Raw genomic sequence first — 23,101 nt, forward strand, 5'->3', positions numbered from 1 at the left:
CTCGTGCTTGTCGAACACTGCTTTGCCGGGCAGCCCGTTAGGAACAGAACCGATGCCAGATAGTGCCCCGCAACAACTGCTCCACCTCGTCGTCGGCGGCGAGCTCGTCGATCTCGAGCACAACACCTTCAAGAACCTCGACGACGTTGAGATCGTTGGCCTCTATCCGAACTATGCGACCGCGCACGCCGCCTGGCGCGCCAAGGCGCAGAGCACGGTCGACAACGCGCAGATGCGCTATTTCATCGTCCATCTCCACCGGCTGCTCGACCCGAATCAAGAACCGGCGCGTTGAAAAAGCTGCTTCGCAATACGCTGAGGAGCAGCTTCGTTCAGCGTGCCGTCGGAATCCTGGCGGCCGAATATCTGCGTCTGGTCTGGCGGACGAACACATTCACGTTCGATCCGCCTGACGTCTATGACCGCGTCGAACCGCAGATCCCGGCGATCTTCGCCTTTTGGCACGGCCAGCATTTCCTCACCCCCTTCATCAAGAACAAGGACTGGTACAAGGCCAGGGTCCTGATCTCCCGTCACCGCGACGGCGAGTTCAACGCGATTGCCGCCGAGCGGCTCGGCATCGGCACCATCCGCGGCTCCGGCGACCATGGCGGCGCGTTTCACCGCAAAGGCGGGGTCGGTGCCTTCAAGGAAATGGTGCGGACGCTCGAGGACGGTTGTAATGTCGCGCTGACCGCTGACGTCCCCAAGCGCTCGCGCGTGGCTGGGCTCGGCATCATCATGCTGGCACGGGAATCGGGGCGGCCGATCATGCCTTTTGCGATGGCGACCAGCCGCTTCGTCCGGCTCAAGAACTGGGACCGCACCACCATCAACCTGCCGTTCGGGCGGGGCGCGTTGGTCGGCATCAAGGAAATCCACGTTCCGCCGGATGCGGACGCCGCCACCATGGAAGCGCTGCGGCTCGAGCTGGAGGAGACCTTGAACGAGGCGACCCGCCGCGCCTATGCGCAACTCGGCCGGCCGGGACCTGCAGATGCCTAAATCGCTACCGGGCTCGCTGCCGTTGACGCTGCGGATGTACCGGCGCCTGGCGCGCGGCCTGGTGCCGCTCGCGCCTGTGCTGATCAAGCGGCGCCTGAAGCAGGGCAAGGAAGATCCCGCGCGCGTCGGCGAACGGCGGGGCCTGTCCCGGGACGTGCGACCGCACGGTCCGCTGGTCTGGATTCACGGCGCCAGCGTCGGCGAGGTCCTCGCCGCGGCGGCCCTGATCGAGCGCTTGCGCGATCTGAACCTGCGCATTCTGCTCACCTCGGGCACCGTCACGTCGGCTGCTATTGTCGCAAAGCGCTTTCCGCCCGACGTCATCCATCAATACGTGCCGTATGATTCCCCGCGCTACGTCGCGCGCTTCCTCGACCATTGGAAGCCGTCGCTGGCGCTGTTCATCGAATCCGATCTCTGGCCGAACCTGATCCTGGCAGGCGCTGCGCGTCGCGTGCCGATGGTGCTGATCAACGGGCGGATGTCGCCGCGCTCCTTCCCGCGCTGGCGCCGCATGCAGGGCACCATCTCGGCGCTGCTGTCGCGTTTCGACATTTGTCTGGCGCAGTCGAAGACCGATGCCGAGCGCTTCTCGGCGCTCGGCGGCCGGGACGTCGTCACCACGGGCAATCTCAAGCTCGACGTGCCGGCGCCGCCGGCCGATCCTGCCAAGCTCGAACGGCTGATGGCGATGACGCGCGGGCGTCCGATCATCGTCGCGGCCTCGACCCATCCGGGCGAGGAGGAGATGCTGGTGGCGGCGCATCGCAGCCTCAGCGGTTTCTTCCCGCAGCTCCTGACCGTGATCGTGCCGCGCCATCCGGATCGCGGCTCCTCGATCACAGGCCTGATCACGGCGTCCGGCCTGAAGCCGGCTCTGCGCTCGCGCGACGAGCTGCCGACGGCGACCACCGACGTTTATATCGCCGACACCATGGGCGAGCTCGGCCTGTTCTATCGCCTCTCGGACATCGTGTTCATGGGCGGATCGCTGATCCGCCATGGTGGCCAGAATCCGATCGAAGCGATCAAGCTCGGCGCGGCCATCGTCCATGGTCCGCACGTCTTCAATTTCGCCGACGTCTACGAGGCGCTCGATCACAGCGGCGGTGCGCGCCAGGCCGACACGCAGGAGCTGCTGATCAAGCAGCTCGGCCAGCTGCTCGCCGATCCTGCCGTGCGTCACAAGATCCAGCAATCGGGCGCCGGCGTGGTCGAGGATCTCGGCGGCGCGCTCAACCGCACCATGACCGCGCTCGAGCCTTATCTTCTGCAGTTGCGGATCGAGATGGGGGCCGCCAATGCGTGAGCCGGCCTTCTGGTACCGGCCACGTTCGCTCGAATCGTACGCATTGGGGCCGCTGGGTGCGCTCTACGGCGCGATCACCGAACGGCGGATGCTGCGCGCGGGCGTCGACGCCGGCATCCCCGTGATCTGCGTCGGCAACTACCATGTCGGCGGCGCCGGCAAGACGCCGACCGTGCTGGCGCTGACGAAGCTCCTGCGCGAGCTCGGCGAGACGCCGGTGGTGCTCAGCCGCGGCTATGGCGGTAGCCTCAGGGGCCCGGTAATGGTCGACCGCATGCGTCACACCGCGTCCGACGTCGGCGACGAGCCGCTGATGATGGCGCGCGACGTTCCCGTCACGGTCGCGCGCGACCGTCTCGACGGCGTCGTGCTGGCGAAGTCGCAAGGCGCCACCGTGATCCTGATGGACGACGGTTTCCAGAACCCGCGTCTTCTCAAGGACACCTCGCTGATCGTGATCGACAGTGAGCGCGGCCTCGGCAATGGCAAGGTGTTTCCGGCCGGTCCGCTGCGTGCGCCGCTGAAGGCGCAGCTCGCGCGCACCGACGCGCTGGTCGTGATCGGCGGCGGCCGCGCCGCCGACGATGTCGCGGCCGAGCTAGCCAGGCGCAACAAGCCGGAACTGCGCGCGCGGCTGAAACCCGACGCCGAGGCGGTCGCAAGACTGTTGGGCAAGCCGGTGTTCGCGTTCGCCGGCATCGGCGATCCCGAACGGTTCTTCCGTACGTTGCGCGCCCGCGGCATCGACCTCGCGCGCACGCGCGCCTTTGCCGATCATCACATGTTCTCGAACGAGGAGATCGCAGCCATCGCTGCGGAGGCGGGGCGCGAGCAGCAAACATTGGTAACGACGGAAAAGGATCTTGCTCGCCTGCACGGCCGTGAAGGCGTGCCGGATGACATCGTGCCTTTCGCGGTGCAGCTCGAGTTCGATGACCCGGTTGCGCTTCGGCAATTGATCAGCGATCATCTCTACAAGGCGCGCGAGCGGCGGTTTTCCAGGCGATGATCTCGTAAGGTGGGCGAGATCTGATCGGGACGACATGTCGCACTGATGAATTTCCTTCCGCACGTTCGGGAGTTGATGTAGCCTCGCATGAGAGCCGTCACCGGGACGTGCCGAACTCCCGGAAATCATCGACGGCGTTTATGCCCACGGCGGGCAGTACCTTCATCATTTCAGATGCAGCGGCCGTAACGACGAGTTCGGAACGGCAGGGAAAGTCATTGCCAAAAACCCAGAGGAGAACATGCCATGCATTTTTGCCTCACCGGACAATACACACCCCGCGCTCTCAATGCCATTTTGGAGAACCCAAGACCGATCGTCAGGAGGCGGCAAGAAAACTCATCGAAGCGGCCGGCGGAAAGCTGATTTCGATGTTCAGCGTTGCGGCCGACGGCCCAGGCGTGTTGGTGATTTTCGATGTGCCTGATCCGGGTGCGGCTCCGGCCATCTCCGGCCTGACCGTCACGGCGGGCACCCTGCAGAACGTGAAACTGACGCGGCTGTTCACGCAGGACGAGATCAAGCAGGTCCGCCAGAACGCGGCGAAGCTGCGTTCTTCGTATACTCCGCCCGGAAGCTGACATCCGGATCTAAAGCGAAGCCGCCGCAGTCGAAGGAAGCGGCGGCAACGCTCACCTCACAGCAAGAAGCACGTCTGCAACCGAGGCAAGGCGAAGGCCTTCCAGCCTGCGTTGACGAACCATGCTGTCCGGTGCGTGCTGCGTCCGCGGCGTTCAGCAGTCAATCATGCTCACCACGCCCCAACGGCCATCAATCCGATAATGGTCAGGCACGAGACGCAGGCCACCATGGCGGTATAGTACTCGGGTGTATTCATTGCTGCCTCCCAAACTGTTGCCAACTGCTTGGTCACTGCTACGGGGAGAGATCGCCGGTCTCGGGCCGCTTCAATTCGGCGCGCGGCGACCGGTCTTGCGTTGTGCGTCCGTCCTCTCATCGTCACCCTGATCCGGATGATGATGCGCGTCGAGAGCTTCAAAGCGTTCAGCTGCGATCAGAAGCTGTTTCCGCATTTCAGCGAGGCGGGCGCGGCAATATTCACGATAGAGCAGGTCTAATATGGTGGGCATGATCACCCCCATCGTTGATTTTCGATTACAGATATTCCACCGCAAATTTTCGAGGTGATCGTAGCCCGACAGATGGCTCTTCGATATGAGCCCGTTCACAGACTGCGCCAATTCCAGAGCTCAGTGGCCGCTTGGCTGACTTGATTGTCTGTGCGATAAAAAGAGCAGGGCCAGTTACCTAAGATGAAGCATAGCGGCGCTTTGTTTCACCAAGACTTCGTCAAACAACCTAAGAGCGCCAATCGCAACAAAGAATCCAGCCACAACGCGAAATAACTAACCATGGAGTGCAAGCACTCTTCGATGCAACGCGGATTGGCATAACGGAAATCATCTCGGCTGTGAGAGCAGCATTTCTGATGCGTCCGAACATGCCTCGTGAAAAAGCTGCACCGCTCGTGCTATGCCGGCAGGGCAGCTGCGCTTTGCCCATCGACAGCAGCCTGCCATTCAGGCGCCATTCATCGCAAGCTCCTATCGTTTTCAGACGCTCAGGAGAATGCGATGAAGTTGCCGTCCGCCGCCGTTGCCGCCAGTCTTGTGGGTCTGATCATTGCGCCGGTGTTTGCACAGACGGCACCGCCGGCGGCGTCCACCGCCACAGTGCCGGTCCCCGCGACCAAGCGCGTGACGTGTCTTTCCACGACGGCAAGCCTGAAGGGACAGGACAAGCGCGACCAGATGCAGCTCTGCATGGCGCAGGCGCGGCTCGATTGCCTGAAGCAGGCGATCGATCAGAAGATCGTCGGCGAGACCAGGAAGAGTTTCATCAAGACCTGCGTGGGCGCGGATGGCGCGGAGCAGCGATAGACGCGCGGCTGCGGCCTCACGCCTGCGGCTTGGGCGCGCCCGGGTAATGCCGCTCGAGCACGGCGGCGGGCGTGGCGTAGGCTTCCTGCAGGTCCACGCTCCAGTATTTCAACTCGTCGAGCGGAATGCGCGTATCGGTGATCGCGCAGCGCACGAAGGTCCCCGGCGAGATCACGCGGAAATCGCCGTCGAGATACTGCACCTGCGCTTCGCCATGGCCCGAAGGGCCGAACTTGTTCAGCACGGTCGAAAGTCTCCGTGGAAGGCCGCTCCGGGATCACCTGGGAGGGCACGATGTGTTGGACGGGATGTAGCACAGATAGGGTGGCTTGTCCGCCCGGTAAACCCACCGGTTTGTGATGTTTTGGCGGCGTTTCCGCATGATAGTGCTTGAGCGAAGGATCCAACGGCAAAGTTCGATGCGCCTTCCGTTCACCGCCCTGTTCCTGACCTTCCTGCTCTCGGCCGCGCACGGCTCGCCGGCACCGCAGCCGGTCGAGATTCCGCTGGCGTCCGGCGTGCTGCATGCGCAGCTCTACAAGCCCGAGGGCACCGGGCCGTTTCCGACCGTGATCGCGCTCCACGGCTGCGGCGGCCTCGGTGGCCATTCCGATTCCGTCCTGCCGCGCTATCGCGAATGGGCCGAGCGGCTGCTCAAATCCGGCAGCGCCGTGCTGCTCCCTGACAGCTACGGCTCGCGCGAGCTCGGGCCGCAATGCCGCGTCAAGGAGATCCACGTCAAGGCGCGGCGCGAACGCGTCACCGATATCGCGGCGTCGCGCGCCTGGCTGATGAAGCAGAGCTGGGTTGCGCGCGACCGTGTCAGCCTGATGGGCTGGGCCAACGGCGCCAGCGCGCTGCTCTGGGCCGTGCGTCCGCAAAACCTTGCGCGCGAGACGGGTCCGGATTTCCGCGCCGCGATCGCGTTCTATCCGGACTGCAGGATTTCCGCCGGCCTCGGGTGGAGCACACGGGTGCCGACGCTGGTGCTGATCGGCGGCAATGACGACGTCTCGTCGCCGCCGGCCTGCCGCCAGATGGTCGAGGGCGCGCATGGCCGCAGCGCGCTCGCGCGCATCGTGGTCTATCCCGGCGCCTATCACGACTTCGACCGCGCCAACACGCCGCTGCACGCAGCGAGCGGCAGCACCGACGCCGCCGCGCCCGAGCACGGCCATCTCGGCACCGATGCGGCAGCGCGCGCGGAGTCGCAGAAGGAAGTGGCGGAGTGGCTGGCGCGGTGATGGCAGTGCCGTAGCCCGGATGAGCGTAGCGATATCCGGGTAGGCCTGTCCCGCATGTCGCTGCGCTCATGCGGGCTACATGTGGCGAGCGGGCTCGCCGCGCCGTAGCTCGTGAGAAGCGAAGGCGGGGCCGCCGAAGGGAACAACAGCGGACAGCCCCGCATCGACCACCGCCCTGCACGGAAAATGGCCGACCGTGACTCTACGGATCGCGCGCCGTTGTGGTTTCAGCCCGTGACGACGCCATCATTCGACCACGATGTCGATTAAACGCAATCCCATGCGCAACCGCTTCGTCCTGTTCTCCTCCGCCCTGATCGTCTTCACCGTCGCGGTCTTCCTGTTTGAAGCCCATGCCGGCGCGCCGCAACGCGCGCCGGAACATTGCGGCTTCTGGACCACGATCGACGCGGGATTGTCCTGCCGCTGAGACGCGCAGTCTTGTAGCCCGGATGAGCGTAGCGATATCCGGGGCCGCTACTCCCGCATGTCGCTACGCTCATGCGGGCTACGACAGCGAGTTCGTGACACGCGTCCCACACACTCACTGTCATCGCCCGGCTTGACCGGGCGATCCAGTACGCCGAGGCGGTTGTGATGGATCGAGAAGCCGCGGCGTACTGGATTCCCCGCTCCTGTGCGCAATTGCGCACAAGGCGGGGAATGACAGCCAGGGTGGAACGCCGCCCTCCGCCTAAAACAAATTCCCCTGATCCACCGGCTTGCCCACGCGCTTCGGCGCAGGCTTGGCGTCCTGCGCGGCTGGCTTCGCTTGCGCCGGCGCGCGCTTCGCTGCAGCCGCGGGCCGATCCGCATCCGCGGTCGCACCGACACGGCCATCCGCAAACTCGATCTCGACCCGTGCGCCGGGACCGATCTCATTCGCCGAATGCAGCGGATGGCCGGCCTCGTCCCGCACCAGGGCAAAGCCGCGCGCGAGCACGCCGCGATAGGACAAGGCGGAGAGCAGCTTGCCGCTGTTCTCGACGCGGGCATCCAGCCGCTGCAACAGCGTCACCAGCGCGCGGCCCGCGCGCTCGGCAAGGCGATGCGTGCGCTCGCGCTGGCGGTGAATCGCGTTGCGCTGCGCCTGCGCATTGGACAGTTTTGAGGCGCGCAAGCGCACCTCCAGCCCGGCAAAGCGGTCGCGCCGCCGCCGCAAGAGCGAGCGTGCGGATAGGCCGAGCCGTTCGCCGCACACGGTGAGGCGATGATCAGCCTGCGCGATCTGGCCGTGCAGCACCCGCAGCGTCAGCTTGGCGCCTGCGGCGGTGAACCTTCGGAAATGCGCGTGGGTGTTGGCCTTGAGGCAGCGGGGCAGGGACGCACCCGCCGAATCCAGCCGCTGCCGCGGGATCGCCAGCAAATCGCCGGCGGCCGGCAGCGCGCGCGCGGCGGCACGCAGCTCGCTGCGGCGGCTCTCATGGCCGCGCTGCCAGCAGGACCGGGTACGTCGCCCGAGATCGCCGACCTCGACAAAGAGATCGCTGCGCACCGGCACGGCCATCTCGGCCGCCGCCGTCGGCGTCGGTGCGCGCTTGTCGGCGACGAAATCGATCAGCGTGATGTCGGTCTCGTGCCCCACGGCCGAGATCAGCGGGATCATGCTCTCGGCCGCGGCGCGGACCACGATCTCCTCGTTGAACGACCACAGGTCCTCCAGCGAGCCGCCGCCGCGCGCGACGATCAGCACGTCGGGGCGCGGAATCCTGCCGCCCTCCGGCAGCGCATTGAAGCCGCGGATCGCGGCCGCGACCTGCTCGGCCGAGCCTTCGCCCTGCACCTTGACCGGCCACACCAGCACATGGCGGGGAAAGCGGTCCTCCAGCCGATGCAGGATGTCGCGGATCACGGCGCCGGTCGGCGAGGTCACCACGCCGATCACCTCCGGCAGCCACGGCAGAAGCTGCTTGCGCGCCTCGTCGAACAGGCCTTCGGCGGCGAGCTTCCGCTTGCGCTCCTCCATCAGCGCCATCAGCGCGCCGATGCCGGCCGGCTCCAGCGCCTCGATCACGATCTGGTATTTCGAGGAGCCCGGATAGGTCGTGAGCTTGCCGGTGGCGATGACCTCGAGCCCCTCCTGGGGCTTGAAGCGCATGCGCCCGTGCACGCCCTTCCAGATCACCGCCTCGATCTTGGCGCTCTCGTCCTTGAGCGCGAAATAGCAATGGCCGGACGAATGAGCCCCGCGGAAGCCGGAGATCTCGCCGCGGACCCGGACATGGCCATAGGTGTCCTCGACCGTCCGTTTCAGGGACTGGGAGAGCTCCGAGACGGTGAATTCGGGAGTGTTGAGCAGGGGTTCCGCTGAAGGCATCGGCAAACGATTCGGCATGTGGGGATCAGACCCGACGTTAAGGATTTTTGCAGCGCCGCGCCAATCCGGGTATTGACCAAAAGAGTACTCTGCAATATAGAGTTCTCTATAGCTGAATAGGCTGAGAGGAGTAGATCATGGCAATTCGAGTGCTGCGCGGGGTTGTGAACGGGCTGAAATGGGCCCTGTGTGCGGTCGGCTGTGTGGCGCTGATCCTGGCTGCCATGATCGCAACGCCGCTGGAGCGGCCGCCGGAGATGAAGTCGGTCTCCGACTCATCGAAGGGGATAGACTGGTCCACGCTGCCTCCGCTCGAGCGCTTCCAGGCCCGCGACGGCACCTGGATCGGTTTCCGCCACTACGCTGCCAATGGTCTTGCAACCGGCCGTGGCGCGATCTTCATCCACGGCTCGTCCGGCTCCAGCGGCACCGTCAATCATGCCCTGACCCATGCCATCGCCGCGCGCGGCGTGGAGACCTGGGCGCTCGACATCCGCGGCCATGGTGGCTCCGGCACGCGCGGCGATATCGGCTATGTCGGCCAGCTCGAGGACGACCTCGTCGACTTCGTCGCTCAAATCCGCAAGACCGCGCCGGAGCTGCCGCTCACCTTGATCGGCCATTCCGCCGGCGCCGGCTTCTCGCTGCGCGTCGCCGCGACGCCGATCATGCAGGACATGTTCGTGCGCACCGTGCTGCTCGCACCCTATCTCGGCTATGACGCGCCGACCAACAAGCCGCATGCCGGCGGCTGGGCCAATGTCGACCTGCCGCGCTTCTTCGCGCTGGCCACGCTGCGCAAGATCGGCATCGACTGCTGTTCGCAGCTTCCGGTGCTCGCGCTCGCCGTGCCGGCGAGTTCGGCAAAATATCTCGTCGCCACCTATTCGGACCGCCTGACGCGCAATTTCGCGACGCGCGGCTATCGCCTCGATCTTCCGGCGGCGACACGTCCGGTCACGATCTTCGGCGGCGCCGAGGACGAGATGATGATCTCGGATAAATATGCAGAAACCGTGCAGGCGGTGAAGCCATCGGTCGACGTCAAGATCATCGACGGCATCAACCACATGGGCATCGTCACCAACCCGAAGGCGATCTCGGTCATCGCCGACGATGTGGCGACGCGCGGGACAGGGCAGTCATGATCGACAGCAAGGAAGCCTCCGCGGCGCTGGCCGATATCGACGACATCGTCCAGCGCGTGAAGCAATCGCAGCTCTACGAGCTGGCGAGCCACGCCGCCGTCTGGTGGGGCGCATTGGTGTTCGCGGGCAATCTCGTGACCTGGCTTTGGCCGGTCTATGCGGGCTACGCCTGGGTTGCCGTGGACGTTTTGGGCGCCGGCGGTCTGGTGGTGCTGCGCATTCTCAATCCGCCGCATCACCCCCATGGCGCCGCCTTCAACATCAGACTGCTTCTGGTGTTCGCGCTGTTCTTCGCCTTCGGTTATCTCTGCACCAACGTGATCGGTCATTTCGGTCCGCGCCAGCTGGGCACGTTCTGGCCGCTCTACTTCATGCTGTTCTATTCGCTGGCGGGTCTCTGGTTCGGCTATGCCTTCATGGCGATCGGTCTCGGTATCTCCGCGCTGACGCTGATCGGCTATTTCTACATCGGCGAGGCGTTCCCGCTCTGGATGGCCTTCGTCAATGGCGGAGGCCTGATCCTCGGCGGCCTCTGGATGCGGCGGATCTGATGGCCGAGCTCGACGACATCATCCACCAGCCGTTGCGGCTGAAGATCATGGCGGCACTGAACGCGCTGCCGGCCACCGCAGGATTGGAATTTTCCCGGCTGAAAAAGCTCACCGGCGCCACCGACGGCAATCTCGGTGCGCATATCGAGACGCTGGCCAAGGCGGGCTACGTGTCGGTGGAGAAAGCCTTCGTCGGCAAGAAGCCGCAGACCACGGTGACCGCGACCGCTGCGGGGCGCGGAGCGTTCGCGCGGCATGTGGCGACGCTGCAGGAGATTATTGCGGGGAAGCAGGGGTAGGACGTACTCATAAATGTCGGCTTACCAACGCAAAGCGGAAGTCTCCCACCTCGGGCATGATCGATGGCTTGTGACCCGAAGCTGACCTGCGAGGCTCGCCCGTACAACGATAGTCCATATCAATTGGGGATTGCCGGCATTGCGATGGCCGATTGCTGCGGGTCCAAAGCTATCTCGATACACGCTCCTTCAAAACTGTCCGCACCTTCAAGTGCCAGAAGCTCATTGCGACGATTGAGGGCACCCACGACATCGATTAATCTATGTTAAGGCCGCGCCCGGAGGTAAAATGTTCCCAACGGGGAAGGCGTGCGATGGACTACCGCGCTTATATCATGGGCGAGGACGGGCGGATCAGCGGCGTTCATGAGATCGATTGCGCCAACGACGACGAGGCCACAGCCAAAGCGAGACAGCTGCTCGACGGCCACGATTTAGAAGTGTGGCACAGAGATCGGCGCGTCACTGTTCTCAAGCACCACACAAGACAGTAAGGCCGCTCAGTGGCGGTCGCGGCCATGCAATGTCCCCGGTCAGGCGGCCCTTAGCGGACATGCTCATCAGCTTGTCCTGACGCCGATAACCGCCATTAGCGGACCCTCGCGAACCCGTACCTACGGGGGGAACCAAGGGGCCCGTGATGCGTTAAGAGCAGTTCGGCGGGCCGGAGGGGCGTCCGCCCATTGCACGAACGACGCTCGTATCGGGTCGTCGTTCCTCTCGCCCCCGAGAGCCGGGCACCCGCATGTCGAACGTAGAAGAATTCCCACTCTCCGCCCGGCACCGCCCCACGGAGTTCGAGGCCCTGGTTGCGGCCGGCGCTGCCGCGCTCGATGCCATTCCGGGCGCAGTCTATCTCTGTGACGCGGAGGGGCTGCTGGTCGCCTATAACGCGGAGGCTGTGGTGCTGTGGGGGCGCACACCTGATGTTGGGAGGGAGCGCTTCTGCGGTTCACACCAGCTCTACCTGCTGGATGGAACTCCCCTCGCGCATGCCGACTGCCCCATGGCCACCGCCGTTCGCGCGGGAACGCCGACGCGCAATGCCGAAGTGATAATGGCGCGGCCGGATGGCTCTCGCTTCACGGCCATGGTCAACATCCGGGCGTTGCGCGACTTTTCTGGTCGCATCCAGGGCGCCATCAATTGCTTCCAGGACATCACCGGACGCAAGCAGGTCGAGGAGGAAGTCCGCCGCACGACGCAGGATCTGCAGGACTTTTTCGACAACGGCGCGGTGGGCCTTCACATCGTCAGTGGCGAGGGAATTATCATTCGCGCCAATAAGGCCGAATTGGATCTGCTTGGGTACCGGCCCGAGGAGTATATCGGGCGTCATGTCGCCGAGTTCCACGCCGACGCTCCCGTGATTGGCGATATTCTCCAGCGTCTTTCATGCGGTGAGCCGCTGCAGCGCTACCCTGCCCGGCTGCGCGCCCGCGACGGCACGATCAAGCATGTCCTGATTACCTCGAACAGCCGCATTGTGGACGGCAAGTTTGTCAACACGCGCTGCTTCACGACCGACGTCACCGAACTGCATGCTGCCGAAGAGGCACGGCAAGCAAGTGAGGCGCGGCTTGCGGCGACTTATGAGGCCGCCAGCGTCGGCATTTCGGAGACCGACGAGAACGGTCGCTTCTTGCGGGTGAATGATTCCCTCTGCCGCATCACCGCGCGCAAACGCGACGAACTGTTGGGGATGACCTTCCTCGACTACACCGATTCCAACGATCAGACCGAAGATGCCGAATTGTACGCGCGGCAAGTCCGCGGCGACATCGAGAACTACACGGTTCGCAAGCGTGTACTACGGCCTGACGGGTCCGTTCGCCATCTGGATATCTTCAGTTCGTCGGTGCGGGATTCGGAAGGCTGCTTCCTTTATGGCGTGCGGGTCGCTCAGGATGTCACCACCACCAAGCAACTGGAGGATCGCTTGCGTGAAGGCGAGCAGCGCATGCGCGATCTCCTCGAGGCGTTGCCAGCAGCCATCTACACGACGGACGCCAAGGGGCGCATTAATTTCTTCAATCGGGCTGCCGTCGAGATGGCGGGCAGAACGCCGCAGCCAGGCGACGAATGGTGTGTGACCTGGAAGCTCTATTGGCCCGACGGCTCGCCGCTGCCGCACAATGAATGCCCGATGGCTGTTGCGCTGCGCGAAAACCGGCCGGTTCGCGGTGCCGAAGCGGTGGCCGAACGTCCAGACGGCAGACGCGTGCCGTTTATTCCTTTTCCAACGCCGCTGCGCGACGCGGACGGCAATCTTGTCGGCGCCATCAACATGCTCGTCGACATTAGCGAGCGGAAGAACGCCGAGAACGCTCAAAAGGCTCTCATCGACGAACTAAACCACCGTGTGAAAAACACCCTGGCCACGGTGCAATCTCTGGCGAACCAGACCGCCCGTCACGCCGCCGATCTGCAGGAATTTCTGCCGACCTTCACGGGACGGCTGCTTGCGCTCGCCCGCGGACATGACCTGCTGACGAAGCGAAACTGGCAGGATACGCCTTTCGAAAAGCTCGTCCACGATATGGTCGCTCCGATGTCGGGCGGACGGGTGCTGACTAGCGGGCCGCACGTTGAACTAGACGCCCGCATGGCACTTAGCATCACCATGGTGCTCAACGAGCTTCTGACCAATGCGGCGAAGTACGGCGCACTCTCAGTGCCGAATGGATCAGTTTCGCTCACTTGGCGGATCAGCGCCGGCGAGCGCTCGCAAGCCGTGCTGGATTGCGAATGGCACGAACGTGGCGGACCACCTGTTACGCCTCCAAAGCGGCGCGGCTTCGGCACGCGGTTGATGGAACGTTGCGTCGAGCATGATCTCGCAGGTGAGTTCGATCTGGTATTCGAGCCGGAGGGCACTCGCTGCCGCATGGTGTTTCCCATTATGCCTGCAGCGTCCAATGGTTGAGCTGTCCGGCGCCAAGGTTCTCCTGGTCGAAGATGAGGGCCTTGTGGCCCTCATGCTCGAAGATATGCTTGAGGAACTGGGCTTGAAGGTCGTTGCCTCAGCAGCCCACGTACAAAAGGCGTGCGAACTCGCGACGACGGCATCGTTCGATTTGGCGCTCCTTGATGTGAACCTGGCTGGCGAACTTGTTTTTCCGGTAGCTCGCATCTTGCGGGAGCGAAGGATTCCCTTCCTGTTCAGCACGGGTTACGGCGGACCTCCGCTCGAGGAGGAGTTCAACAGTTCGCCCGCGATAGGCAAGCCGTTTTCTATCGATCAGTTGAACGAGAAATTGCGGGCGATTCTGGCGCTCCCATAGCAGGACGGCTTCGCGCGTTTCCTTGCGTCGGATGCCGATCCGGGCGCCGTGTGCAGGTGCCGAAAGCGAGTACGATTCTCCGGGGTCCGAGGCATCAAGGGGCCAACGCTGCTTTACTGGTACAAAGCTCGTAGGATGGGTTGAGCCCTTGCGAAACCCATCGCTTCTCTATCCCCGTTCTCCGAAATCGCGGCCGTCATCCGACTGATCGCCGGCCCAATCGGCCGGGTAATTGCCGAACTTTATGTGGCGATGAAACGAGGAGGGCGCCCAGTCACGGACTCTGTCGACGAGCCCGTGCTTGACCGGATTGATATGAACATAGTCTACATGCCGCGCGAAATCAGCTTCGTCGCGAATGGTATGCTCCCAATATCTGCTTGCCAGATGCCCCGTTCACCTTTGGCCGCGCGGCTTGGGGATATCCTCTCGTTGCGCGCCAAGCCGCGCGAAAAGGTGGATTTGATCAACTGCCAGCGCATTGCAAAATCGGCACCACCTTCTGGCAACGTCCACACCGTGTGAAGGTGATCAGGCAGCACCACGATGGCATCGATCGTGAATGGATGGCGTCGGTGCGTTTCACGAAACGCCGTGCGCAACAACCCGATATGATCCGTCAGCAACGCTAGCTTCCGCTCCGCCAGGTTGACCGTGAAGAAGAAGCACCCACCCGGAAGAAAGTTGCGGCGGTACGCGGTCATGACGGGACGTTACCACGAAACAAGTGCGATGGGTTTCGCAAGGGCTCAACCCATCCTACGGGCTGCTTACGGTACAAGGTGAGCGTAAAATGGGTCCGTTAGAGCGACTGCGTGGATGGTTTTCAACTGGGTTACTGCCACCGGCGCAATGCCCGCGTTCCGAAGGAGCGAGAGGAGCATCAAAAACTTTGCGTGCGAAATGCGATTTGGAAGTGAAGTGTTGTGAGCAACGATGAACTTTCTGATGGCTGTGAAGCCAGCAACGGTATTAGCAAGCTCGCGGTGAAGCTGCGTTACACTTGAGGTAGCAAAGCCCCCTGCCTTGCGAAGTATTGCCTCAAACTTTGATTGAAGCGGAGAGCCAACAAATCTGGAAAACATTCCTGCGACTAATCGAGTGAGATGCTCGTTGCTTCCCCACATGGAGGCCTTCGTGTCAATTATTGCCATGAGTTCATCGTTCGATGAGTACTTCGAAGCAAGCCAGATTTGGGCATACAAGCTCCATATAGACGAAGAACCGAGACCACTTAGCGTTTGTTTGATGTGTCCACGTACCCAACTATTGTCCGGCAAACGTGCCGCCACAATGGCACTGGCGATTTCGACAAGGGACGCGTCATCTACGAGATGGCCATCTTGAAGGATTTGGGTAAGCAAGTTGAGCTTGAGAGCAGGAGAGCCGGTCAATCCCATCGCTGGTCGTCTGCGTATGGTCCCGATGAATTCGGGCTCGCGCCTCAGCGGCGAGCGCTGGAATGACGGGGAGTTCGGGCGCCGCCCCCTTGAGCCCGGCCCCGATTCGTGCGACCTCCGCCCCCAGCAAATCCCTCATTTCTGAGCCCTCGATGCACATTCTCCTGCTTGGTTCCGGCGGTCGCGAACATGCCCTGGCGTGGAAGATCGCGGCCTCTCCCCTGGTGACCAAATTCTGGTGCGCGCCGGGCAATGCCGGGATCGCGCGCGAGGCGGAATGCGTGGCGCTCGATGTCGCCGACCATGCCGCCGTGATCGACTTCTGCAAGACGAATGCGGTCGAGCTCGTGGTGGTCGGCCCGGAGACGCCGCTGGCGGCCGGTATCGTCGATGACCTCACCGCCGCCGGCATCAAGGCGTTCGGGCCGGACAGGATCCCCGCCCAGCTCGAAAGCTCGAAGGGCTTCACCAAGGCGCTGTGCACCGAGTTCGGCATTCCGACCGGCGCCTACAAGCGATTCACCAACGCCGCCGATGCGCGTGCCTACGTCCAGAGCCAGGGCGCGCCGATCGTGGTCAAGGCCGACGGTCTTGCCGCCGGCAAGGGCGTCGTCGTCGCCAAGTCGGTGCGCGAGGCGGAGGACGCCATCGCCATGATGTTCGACGGCACCTTTGGCGAGGCCGGCGCCGAGGTCGTGATCGAGGAGTTCTTGCCGGGCCGCGAGATCAGCTTCTTCGCGCTGTGCGACGGCGAGACCGCCATTCCGCTGGCCTCCGCGCAGGACCACAAGCGCGTGTTCGACCATGACGTCGGCCCGAACACCGGCGGCATGGGCGCCTATTCGCCGACGCCGCTGGTCACGCCGGCGATCCATGACGCGATCATGGCCAAGATCATTCTGCCGACGGTATCAGGCATGAAGCAGCGCGGCACGCCGTTTCGCGGCATTCTCTACGCCGGGATCATGCTGACGACGCAAGGGCCAAAACTGTTCGAGTTCAACGTCCGCTTCGGCGATCCCGAGTGCCAGGTGCTGATGCTCAGGATGATGTCGGACATCGTGCCGGCCTTCCTCGCCGCCTGCGACGGGCAGCTGAAGAACTTTGACCTGCGCTGGCATCCGGAGGCCGCGCTCACGGTGGTGATGGCGGCAAAGGGATATCCCGGCGATTACCAGAAAGGCACGCGGATCGAGGGGCTCGATGACGCCGCCAAGGTCGAGACCGCCGAGATCTTCCACGCCGGCACGGTCGAGAAGGACGGCGCCATCCTCGCCAATGGCGGCCGCGTCCTCAATGTCTGCGCGCTCGGCAAGACCGTGACGGAAGCGCAGGTGCGCGCCTACCAGGCCGTCGACCGCATCAATTGGCCGGAAGGCTTCTGCCGCCGCGACATCGGCTGGCAGGCCGTGGACGCCGAGAAGTCCAAGGGCTGACACGCTTTTTTCGCACGCGCGCGCAATTTCCGCCGTGCCCGTCGGCACTCCGAATTTGTGTAGGCGGCTGTTGGACTTAGCTACTGTGCATGGGGTTGTTTTTCGACTTTTTTGTTTTGGGGCATTCTCAAGACCGAGCAGATCCCACGCTGACAGATAAGGATGCAGAAGATGTCCGATCTCGCCGACCTCTATCCCGGCTTCGCCTCCGAATGGATCAACACCTCCTTCGGCCGCATCTTCGCCCGCGTCGGCGGCAAGGGACCGCCGCTGTTGCTGCTGCACGGCTTCTCCGAGACCAACGTGATGTGGCACCGCGTGGCGCCGCAGCTGGCCGACCGGTTCACGCTGATCATCGCCGATCTGCCCGGCTATGGCTGGTCCGACATGCCCGAGAGCGACGCGCTGCACATGCCCTACAGCAAGCGCGCGATGGCCAAGGCCATGGTCGAGGCGATGGAGCGCCTCGGCCACGTGCACTTCGCGCTCGCCGGCCATGATCGCGGCGGCCGCGTCTCGTATCGGCTGGCGCTCGATCATCCCGGCCGGCTGTCGAAGCTTGCGGTGCTCGATATCCTGCCGACCTACAATTACTGGGAGCGGATGAACCGCGCCTATGCGCTGAAGATCTATCACTGGACTTTTCTGGCGCAGCCCTATCCGCTGCCGGAGACGCTGGTCGCGAGCAATGGCGAGTTCTTCCTGCGCTTCAAGATGGCGAGCCAGACCAAATCGAAGACGCTCGATGCGATCGACAAGCGCGCGCTCGAACACTACATCGCCCCGTTCCGCGATCCCGCCCGCGTCCACGCGATGTGCGAGGATTATCGCGCCGGCGCCTATTTCGACTACGATCTCGACAAGGCCGATTTCGAGGCCGGCAAGAAGATCACCATTCCGATGCTGGCGCTGTGGGGCAATGCCGGCGTGGCGCAAGCCGCCGCCACCCCGCTCGACATCTGGAAGCAATGGGCGACCAACGTGGACGGCATGCCGGTGGATTCCGGCCACTTCCTCACCGAGGAAAATCCCGGCGTCACCGCGAAGGCGCTGCGCGAGTTCTTTGCCGCGCCTTAGCGCCGCTCGCGAAAGAAGTCCTTCAGCATCCGCGCCGACTCGCTTTCGCCGACCCCGGAATAGACATCCGGGACGTGATGGCAGGTCGGCGAGGTGAAGAACCGCACACCTGATTCAACCGCGCCGCCCTTGGGGTCGGCGGCGCCGTAATACAGGCGCCTCACCCTTGCAAACGAGATCGCGCCCGCACACATGGTGCACGGCTCCAGCGTCACGTAGAGGTCGCAGTCGACCAGACGCTCGCTGCCGATCTTTTTGGCCGCCTCGCGCAGCGCAACGATCTCGGCATGGGCCGTGGGGTCGTAATCGGTTAACGTCCGGTTCGCCGCGGTGGCGATGACCTCGTAATTGCGGACCACGACACATCCGATCGGAACTTCGCCCGCCTTTCCGGCGTTTTCGGCCGTTTTGAGCGCCAAATCCATGAAAGAGGGGGCTTTCAAGCCTCGTATCATCGCGAGAAACCTGCTAGTAGCTGCGCCTTCAGCAGAAGTGCTTGACCGAATTTGCCTGAGCATGCGGCTCGAGACGAGCGCGCACAATGCTTTCTGGCCATCCCCTGAGTGAGATTATTCATGCCTCGCGACAGCGACAAAGACAACGATTCCCGCGGCCGGCGTGATCGCGGCCCGGCCAAGGGAGGCCCGGCCAAGGGCCGGTCCGGCAAACCACGCGGGCCCGACAAGAAGTTCGCCAAGCGCGGCCCTCCCGGGGACAAAGGCGACGCCCGCCCGCCCCGCGGCGACCGCGACAGCCGTCCATCATTCCGCCGCCGCGAGGAGGGCGATGCCCCGCGCCGCGACTTCAGCGACCGCCCGAAGTTCAATCGCCAAGACCGGCCGCGTGAAGACCGGCCGCGCGGCGAGGATCGTGGCGAGCGCAGCTTCAAGCCGCGTGGCGATCGTCCCTTCAAGCCGCGTGAAGACCGTCCGTTTTCCGATCGTCCGTCGCGCGACGGCGAGAAGCGCCCGTTCAAGCCCCGTGGTGACCGCCCATTTTCTGATCGCCCCTCGCGCGATGGCGACAAGTGGCCGTTCAAGCCGCGCGGTGATCGCCCGTCCTATGGGCGTGATGACCGTCCGCCGCGCAGGGATCGCGACGATTCCCGTCCGGCCGGCCGAACCGGTGACGCGAAGTTTGGCGACAAGCGACCTTATGCGCCGCGTGGCGACCGTCCGGAACGCAAGTTCGACGGCGAGCGGAAGTTTTCGCGCGGCGCACCGGACCGCAATCGCAGCGAGCGCAGCGATTCAAAACCCTGGCAGAAGCGCGATGCGGCGCCTCGCGGCGACCGGCCGCCGCGCAAGGACTTCAGCAAGGGTCCGCGCAAGGATTTTGGCGGCAGCGACCGCGGTGGGGACAAGCCCTGGCAGAAGCGCGACGATCGTCCATCGGGTGATCGTCCGTTCCGCGAGCGCCCCAAATTCGATCGTCCTCGCGATGATCGTCCGAGGTTCGATCGCGGCGGCGATCGCCCGAAATTCGATCGTCCGCGCGAGCGTTCCGAGGGCCGTTCCGACTGGCACGAGCATCCCCGCAGCGAAGCGCGTTCCGGCGATCGTCCACGCCGCGAAAACGAGGACGAGAGCAGGATCTTCGAGAAGCGTCCGGCCTTCGGCGGTCGCGGCGCCTATCGCGAGCGCGATCGTGATTCCGAGCGGCGGCCGCGCCGCGAGGAAGAGACCAAGCCGAAGAAGGCCGGCGAGCGTATCGCCAAGGTGCTGTCGCGCGCGGGCCTCGCCTCGCGCCGCCATGCCGAGGAGATGGTCACGCAGGGCCGCGTCAGCGTCAACGGCCGTGTCATCAATTCGCCGGCGCTCGACATCACCTCGAACGATGTCGTCACTGTCGACGGCAAGCCGTTGCCGGAGCGCGAGCGCACGCGGCTGTTCCTCTATCACAAGCCCCGCGGCCTCATGACGACGCATGACGATCCCGAGGGCCGTCCGACCGTGTTCGACAATCTGCCCGAAGGTCTGCCGCGGCTGATCAGCGTCGGCCGGCTCGACTTCAACACCGAGGGCCTGCTGCTGCTCACCAATGATGGCGGGCTCGCGCGCACGCTCGAGCTGCCGGACACCGGCTGGCTGCGCCGCTACCGTGTCCGCGCCCATGGCGACGTCACGCAGGCGCAGCTCGACGAGCTGAAGAACGGCATCGAGATCGAGGGCATCAAATACGGTCCGATCGACGCCACGCTGGAGCGTGACCAGGGCGCGAATGTCTGGCTGGTTTTCGCGATCCGCGAGGGCAAGAACCGCGAAGTGCGCAACGTCTGCGCTCATCTCGGGCTCGAGGTGAACCGGCTGATCCGGGTCTCCTACGGCCCGTTCCAGCTCGGCGAAGTCCCCGAGGGCCAGGTCGACGAGATCAAGTCCCGCGTGCTGCGCGACCAGCTCGGCGAAAAGATCATCGAGAAATCGGGTGCGCAGTTCGACGTGCCGCAGAAATCTGCCTCGCATGAGGGCGACGACGTGCCGCGCGCGAAGAAGCCGGCGACCAAGCGCGGCGTGATCAACGACCGCAAGGGCCGCCGCGTGCTGGTGCAACGCACCGGCAGCGAGGAAGCGCGCGAGCGCAACGAGGCTGAGGCGAGCGGCTACGGCCCGCCGCGCCGTCCCAAGCGCGGCTATCACGGCAAGCGCGATCTGGCGCCGAAGGAGGACTGACGTTGCGCGTCGTCGGCGGTCGATTGAAGGGGCGCAATCTGGCCTCACCGTCCTCGCGCGACATCCGCCCCACGGCGGACCGCCTGCGTGAGTCCGTGTTCAACATCCTCGTGCACGCCTATGACGATCCGATTGCGGATGCGCGCGTGCTCGATCTCTTCGCCGGCACCGGTGCGCTGGGAATCGAAGCGTCTTCACGCGGCGCGAAGTTCACGCTGTTCGTCGACAACGGCGCGGAAGCGCGCGCCCTGCTGCGGAATAATGTCGAGACGCTGGGCCTGGGTGGCGTGACAAAAGTCTATCGCCGTGATGCCACCGATCTCGGGCCTGCGCATCCGGTCGAGCCGTTCTCGCTGGTGTTCCTCGATCCGCCCTATGGCAAAGGGTTTGCGGAGAAGGCGCTTGCGAGCTTGCGCGACGGGGGCTGGCTCACGCCGGGCGCGCTGCTCGTGGTGGAAGAGGCGAAGGCTGCGCAGTTCGTCACGCCGGAAGGCTTCGAGGAATTGGAGCGGCGCGCTTATGACGACACGGAGTTCGTGTTTTTGAAGCGGCCGTAATTTCGAACGTTACCGTCGCCCGAACAGCTTCTCGACATCCGACAGCTTCAGCTCGACATAGGTCGGCCGGCCGTGATTGCACTGGCCGGAGTTCGGGGTGTCCTCCATCTCGCGGAGCAGGGCATTCATCTCCTCCGGTCGCAGCCTGCGGCCGGCGCGCACCGAGCCGTGGCAGGCCATGGTGGCGGCGACGTGCATCAGGCGGCGCTCCAGAGGCAGCGCCTCGTCCCACTCGGCCATGTGCTCGGAAAGATCGCGCAACAGGCCGCCGGCGTTGGTCTTGCCGAGCAGCGACGGCGTCTCGCGCACCGCAACCGCGCCGGGGCCGAAGGATTCGATCGCAAGGCCGAACGACGCCAGCTCCTCGCTGCGCTCGAGCAGGCGCTCCACCGTGGCCTCGTCCATCTCGACGATCTCGGGGATCAGCAGGATCTGCCGCTGCACGCCGTTGGCCGCCAGCGAGGCCTTCAGCCGTTCATAGACGATGCGTTCATGCGCGGCGTGCTGGTCGACGATGATCAGGCCGTCGCGGGTCTGCGAGACGATATAGGTCTCGTGGATCTGGGTGCGCGCAGCGCCGAGCGGGCGGTCGACCAGGTCACTGACTGGCTGGGATTCGATCCGCACGTCCGCGCTGGGTGCGCCGACATCGAACGCGGCCTGTGCGCGCTCGGCGAAGGCCGGCACGGCGGCACCGTCGAATGACGGCATCGGCGCGACCGGGGCGGATGGCGACTGGCGCCAGTCCCAGCTTGCCGGGCGCGGCGTGAATGCGGGGCGGAACGAGGACAGCGCGCTTTCGCCGCTGTTGGCGGCGGTGCGCCGGCCCTCCCGCGCAAGCCCGTCCTTCAATCCGTGCACGATCAGCGCGCGGACCAGGCCGGCGTTGCGAAACCGCACCTCGGTCTTGGCCGGATGCACGTTGGCGTCGACCTCGCGCGGATCGAGCGTGACAAACAGCGCCAGCACCGGATGGCGGTCGCGCGGCAGATAGTCGGCATAGGCCCCGCGGACTGCCCCTAGGATCAGCTTGTCGCGCACCGGGCGGCCGTTGACGAAGAGATATTGCCCGAGCGCGTTGGCTTTGGTCAGCGCCGGCGCTGCGGCATAGCCGGCGACCACCACGCCCTCGCGCTCGGCATGGACCCCGATGGCATGGCTGCGGAACTCCGCCCCCAGGATGTCGCCGAGACGGGTCAGGCGACCGGCGACGCCGGGCAGCGCCGCAGCCCAGGTCACCGGCGCGCGCTCTTCGCCCGCGAGCGTGAAAGCGATTTCGGGTCGCGCCATCGCGAGGCGCCGCACCACCTCACGGATCGCTTCCGCCTCGGTCCGGTCGGTCTTCAAGAACTTCAGCCGCGCCGGCGTCGCGTAGAAGAGGTCGTTGACCTCGACCCGCGTGCCGTGGGCCAGCGCCGCCGGCATGATCTCGGATTTCTCGCCGCCCTCGACATTGAGCGCCCAGGCGTGCGGCTCGCTGGCATGCCGCGTGGTGATGGCAAGCCGCGCCACGGAGCCGATCGAGGGCAGCGCCTCGCCGCGGAATCCGAGCGTGCGGATCTGCAGCAAGTCCTCGTCGTCGAGCTTGGAGGTGGCGTGACGCTCGACCGCCAGCGACAGGTCCCTGGCGGTCATGCCGCCGCCGTCGTCGGTGATGCCGATCCGCCGGCGTCCGCCGCCATCGGTAAAGACGTCGATCCGGCTCGCGCCGGCGTCGATGGCGTTCTCGACCAGTTCCTTGACCACGCTCGCGGGACGCTCGACCACTTCGCCGGCGGCGATGCGGTTGACGACCTGTTCGGGTAATTGGCGGACGGGCATGAAACTCGATTTTCGGCTTTGATCTTGGGCTTCGATCTGGATTCGCGGAGAACGCCATTCTAGGCCGTGTTGCG

24 protein-coding genes and 1 pseudogene are annotated in these 23,101 nt (G+C 64.5%); 18 read left to right on the plus strand and 7 right to left on the minus strand.

Annotated features, from left to right (window positions below; all coding sequences use genetic code 11):
* Positions 1–52 precede the first annotated feature (52 nt).
* The 5 genes from IVB07_RS05205 to IVB07_RS05225 all read left to right on the plus strand — a co-directional run bounded on the left by IVB07_RS05205 (position 53) and on the right by IVB07_RS05225 (position 3,904).
* Positions 53–295 carry a DUF4170 domain-containing protein gene (locus IVB07_RS05205; protein WP_007596929.1) on the plus strand — a complete coding sequence of 81 codons (243 nt, stop codon included), beginning with the start codon at positions 53–55 and terminating at the stop codon, positions 293–295.
* Complete coding sequence (locus tag IVB07_RS05210) at positions 292–1,005, plus strand: lysophospholipid acyltransferase family protein (RefSeq protein ID WP_018453449.1); 714 nt, start codon at positions 292–294, stop codon at positions 1,003–1,005. The genes IVB07_RS05205 and IVB07_RS05210 overlap by 4 nt, the downstream gene beginning before the upstream one ends.
* Positions 968–2,314 carry a 3-deoxy-D-manno-octulosonic acid transferase gene (locus IVB07_RS05215; RefSeq protein ID WP_018453450.1) on the plus strand — a complete coding sequence of 449 codons (1,347 nt, stop codon included), beginning with the start codon at positions 968–970 and terminating at the stop codon, positions 2,312–2,314. The genes IVB07_RS05210 and IVB07_RS05215 overlap by 38 nt, the downstream gene beginning before the upstream one ends.
* Complete coding sequence (gene lpxK, locus IVB07_RS05220; protein WP_018453451.1) at positions 2,307–3,323, plus strand: tetraacyldisaccharide 4'-kinase; 1,017 nt, start codon at positions 2,307–2,309, stop codon at positions 3,321–3,323. The genes IVB07_RS05215 and lpxK overlap by 8 nt, the downstream gene beginning before the upstream one ends.
* Positions 3,324–3,463: 140 nt before the next feature.
* A complete protein-coding gene (locus tag IVB07_RS05225) occupies positions 3,464–3,904 on the plus strand; it encodes a GYD domain-containing protein (RefSeq protein WP_247360959.1) in 441 nt (146 codons plus the stop codon).
* Between the two features lie 327 nt (positions 3,905–4,231).
* Here the strand turns inward: IVB07_RS05225 and IVB07_RS05230 are convergent, their stop codons facing one another.
* Positions 4,232–4,426, minus strand: a complete 195-nt coding sequence (locus IVB07_RS05230) for a hypothetical protein (protein ID WP_083926320.1) — start codon at positions 4,424–4,426, stop codon at positions 4,232–4,234.
* A 492-nt stretch (positions 4,427–4,918) separates the two neighbouring features.
* On the opposite strand from IVB07_RS05230, the gene IVB07_RS05235 reads away from it, so the two are divergent.
* Positions 4,919–5,224 (plus strand): hypothetical protein, encoded by a 306-nt coding sequence (locus IVB07_RS05235; RefSeq protein ID WP_018453454.1) that lies wholly within the window; start codon positions 4,919–4,921, stop codon positions 5,222–5,224.
* A gap of 16 nt (positions 5,225–5,240) precedes the next feature.
* Here the strand turns inward: IVB07_RS05235 and IVB07_RS05240 are convergent, their stop codons facing one another.
* Entirely contained in the window at positions 5,241–5,468 is a 228-nt protein-coding gene (locus IVB07_RS05240) for a DUF2093 domain-containing protein (RefSeq protein ID WP_007596922.1), read from the minus strand.
* 175 nt (positions 5,469–5,643) lie between these two features.
* Between IVB07_RS05240 and IVB07_RS05245 the strand changes: the two genes are divergently transcribed.
* Positions 5,644–6,468, plus strand: a complete 825-nt coding sequence (locus tag IVB07_RS05245; protein WP_247360961.1) for a dienelactone hydrolase family protein — start codon at positions 5,644–5,646, stop codon at positions 6,466–6,468.
* 259 nt (positions 6,469–6,727) lie between these two features.
* The gene (locus IVB07_RS05250) at positions 6,728–6,898 is read left to right on the plus strand and encodes a hypothetical protein (protein ID WP_198293346.1); all 171 of its coding nucleotides are present in this window, start codon (positions 6,728–6,730) and stop codon (positions 6,896–6,898) included.
* Positions 6,899–7,162: 264 nt separating this feature from the next.
* Here the strand turns inward: IVB07_RS05250 and xseA are convergent, their stop codons facing one another.
* Positions 7,163–8,785, minus strand: coding sequence for an exodeoxyribonuclease VII large subunit (gene xseA, locus IVB07_RS05255; protein ID WP_026232534.1), 1,623 nt, complete (start codon positions 8,783–8,785; stop codon positions 7,163–7,165).
* Positions 8,786–8,922: 137 nt separating this feature from the next.
* On the opposite strand from xseA, the gene IVB07_RS05260 reads away from it, so the two are divergent.
* From IVB07_RS05260 to IVB07_RS05285, 6 genes are all read left to right on the plus strand, one after another.
* Positions 8,923–9,933, plus strand: coding sequence for an alpha/beta fold hydrolase (locus IVB07_RS05260; RefSeq protein WP_026232535.1), 1,011 nt, complete (start codon positions 8,923–8,925; stop codon positions 9,931–9,933).
* Positions 9,930–10,484, plus strand: a complete 555-nt coding sequence (locus IVB07_RS05265; protein WP_247299349.1) for a hypothetical protein — start codon at positions 9,930–9,932, stop codon at positions 10,482–10,484. The genes IVB07_RS05260 and IVB07_RS05265 overlap by 4 nt, the downstream gene beginning before the upstream one ends.
* Positions 10,484–10,783 (plus strand): transcriptional regulator, encoded by a 300-nt coding sequence (locus tag IVB07_RS05270; RefSeq protein ID WP_018453460.1) that lies wholly within the window; start codon positions 10,484–10,486, stop codon positions 10,781–10,783. The genes IVB07_RS05265 and IVB07_RS05270 overlap by 1 nt, the downstream gene beginning before the upstream one ends.
* Before the next feature lie 314 nt (positions 10,784–11,097).
* Positions 11,098–11,277 (plus strand): hypothetical protein, encoded by a 180-nt coding sequence (locus IVB07_RS05275; protein WP_018453462.1) that lies wholly within the window; start codon positions 11,098–11,100, stop codon positions 11,275–11,277.
* Between the two features lie 251 nt (positions 11,278–11,528).
* A complete protein-coding gene (locus IVB07_RS05280; protein WP_247360962.1) occupies positions 11,529–13,709 on the plus strand; it encodes a PAS domain S-box protein in 2,181 nt (726 codons plus the stop codon).
* Complete coding sequence (locus IVB07_RS05285; protein WP_018453464.1) at positions 13,702–14,067, plus strand: response regulator; 366 nt, start codon at positions 13,702–13,704, stop codon at positions 14,065–14,067. The genes IVB07_RS05280 and IVB07_RS05285 overlap by 8 nt, the downstream gene beginning before the upstream one ends.
* A gap of 168 nt (positions 14,068–14,235) precedes the next feature.
* Here the strand turns inward: IVB07_RS05285 and IVB07_RS05290 are convergent.
* Positions 14,236–14,771, minus strand: a pseudogene (locus IVB07_RS05290) (transposase).
* Positions 14,772–14,837: 66 nt separating this feature from the next.
* On the minus strand, positions 14,838–15,467 hold the full coding sequence (locus tag IVB07_RS05295; protein ID WP_018453465.1) for a hypothetical protein: 630 nt from the start codon (positions 15,465–15,467) through the stop codon (positions 14,838–14,840).
* Between the two features lie 152 nt (positions 15,468–15,619).
* Here IVB07_RS05295 and purD point away from each other — a divergent pair, with 152 nt between their 5' ends.
* Positions 15,620–16,903 (plus strand): phosphoribosylamine--glycine ligase, encoded by a 1,284-nt coding sequence (gene purD / locus IVB07_RS05300; protein ID WP_018453466.1) that lies wholly within the window; start codon positions 15,620–15,622, stop codon positions 16,901–16,903.
* 171 nt (positions 16,904–17,074) lie between these two features.
* Positions 17,075–17,980, plus strand: coding sequence for an alpha/beta hydrolase (locus IVB07_RS05305; protein WP_026232536.1), 906 nt, complete (start codon positions 17,075–17,077; stop codon positions 17,978–17,980).
* On the opposite strand, the gene IVB07_RS05310 is transcribed toward IVB07_RS05305, so the two are convergent.
* Positions 17,977–18,435, minus strand: coding sequence for a nucleoside deaminase (locus IVB07_RS05310; RefSeq protein WP_039798664.1), 459 nt, complete (start codon positions 18,433–18,435; stop codon positions 17,977–17,979). The two genes, IVB07_RS05305 and IVB07_RS05310, sit on opposite strands and share 4 nt — an antisense overlap.
* 120 nt (positions 18,436–18,555) lie before the next feature.
* On the opposite strand from IVB07_RS05310, the gene IVB07_RS05315 reads away from it, so the two are divergent.
* Complete coding sequence (locus IVB07_RS05315) at positions 18,556–20,649, plus strand: pseudouridine synthase (protein WP_247767503.1); 2,094 nt, start codon at positions 18,556–18,558, stop codon at positions 20,647–20,649.
* 2 nt (positions 20,650–20,651) lie between these two features.
* Positions 20,652–21,206 (plus strand): 16S rRNA (guanine(966)-N(2))-methyltransferase RsmD, encoded by a 555-nt coding sequence (gene rsmD / locus IVB07_RS05320; RefSeq protein ID WP_018453470.1) that lies wholly within the window; start codon positions 20,652–20,654, stop codon positions 21,204–21,206.
* A gap of 9 nt (positions 21,207–21,215) precedes the next feature.
* Here the strand turns inward: rsmD and mutL are convergent, their stop codons facing one another.
* The gene (gene mutL, locus IVB07_RS05325) at positions 21,216–23,027 is read right to left on the minus strand and encodes a DNA mismatch repair endonuclease MutL (RefSeq protein ID WP_018453471.1); all 1,812 of its coding nucleotides are present in this window, start codon (positions 23,025–23,027) and stop codon (positions 21,216–21,218) included.
* Positions 23,028–23,101 lie beyond the last annotated feature (74 nt).

This window comes from Bradyrhizobium sp. 172 (assembly GCF_023101065.1).
Classification (GTDB): domain Bacteria; phylum Pseudomonadota; class Alphaproteobacteria; order Rhizobiales; family Xanthobacteraceae; genus Bradyrhizobium; species Bradyrhizobium canariense_D.